The sequence below is a fragment of the Mesorhizobium caraganae genome (assembly GCF_016836705.1).
In the GTDB taxonomy this organism is placed as follows: domain Bacteria; phylum Pseudomonadota; class Alphaproteobacteria; order Rhizobiales; family Rhizobiaceae; genus Mesorhizobium; species Mesorhizobium caraganae.
The window spans coordinates 1-1,008 of the sequence record NZ_JAFCGY010000101.1; the positions used below are offsets into that span (position 1 = coordinate 1).

Here is a 1,008-nt window from a genome sequence, read left to right on the forward strand (position 1 = left end):
GCCGAGAGAACCATCAAGACTCTGTGGGACGCGGTCGGCGCGGTCGTCGACCTCTTCACCCCAGCCGAATGTGCCAACTACTTCAAAGCCGCAGGATATGAACCGGATTAAACAGGACGTGCTCTAGTGTCCTGATTCTGAAGTTTGAGCCATTTCGCTTTGGCGTTTTGTGATTTGGAGTGTGGCAAGGCAGAAGCGTTTGATGGTGCTGAGGATATCGTCGGCCGACTTGGTCCATTTGAAGGGTTTTGGATCGGCATTGACGGCTTCGATGTAAGTTGTGATTGCCGTCTCCAGTTCCTGTGTCGACCTGTGGACGCCGCGCCTGATCTGCTTTTCGGTCAGGTTGGCAAAGAAGCGTTCGACCTGGTTGAGCCATGACGCTGCTGTCGGCGTGAAATGGATATGCCAGCGGGGACGCTTGAGAAAGAAGTTGCGGATGGCGCTGGTCTTGTGGGTGGCATAGTTGTCCATGACGATATGGATATCGAGGTCAGCCGGCACGTTGGCTTCGATCTCGCGCAGGAACGTCAGGAACTCTCGCGCGCGATGGCGCTTGAAGCAGCGACCGATGATCTTGCCGGTGGCAGCATCGAGCGCGGCGAAGAGCGAAAGGGTCCCATGCCGCGTATAATCGTGGCTGCGCCGCTCGATCTGGCCGGGGCGCATCGGCAGACAGGGCTGGGTGCGGTCCAGTGCCTGGATTTGGCTCTTCTCGTCCACGCACAGGACCAGAGCCCGCTCGGGCGGCGCGAGGTAGAGACCGACAATGTCGCGCACCTTCTCCACAAACAGCGCATCGGACGACAGTTTGAAGCTTTCGGCGCGATGCGGCCGAAGGCCAAAGGCCGTCCAGATGCGGTGGATCGTCGAGGGTGCATGGGACTGTCAGGATTTCCGTGTACGGGCGGGCATAATGGGTAAAAAGGAATCCCACTATGTCCCGACGCAAAGAGCCTGCGATACCGAACGAGCTTCTCGACCAGCTATTGGCGGGTGGTGCTGCCA

At 58.5% G+C, this 1,008-nt stretch carries 2 pseudogenes; one reads left to right on the plus strand and one right to left on the minus strand.

Annotated features, from left to right (window positions below):
* A pseudogene (locus JQK88_RS35465) lies at positions 1-111 on the plus strand (IS630 family transposase); the annotation flags it as partial.
* A gap of 12 nt (positions 112-123) precedes the next feature.
* Here JQK88_RS35465 and JQK88_RS35470 read toward each other — a convergent pair.
* A pseudogene (locus JQK88_RS35470) lies at positions 124-873 on the minus strand (IS630 family transposase); the annotation flags it as partial.
* Positions 874-1,008 lie beyond the last annotated feature (135 nt).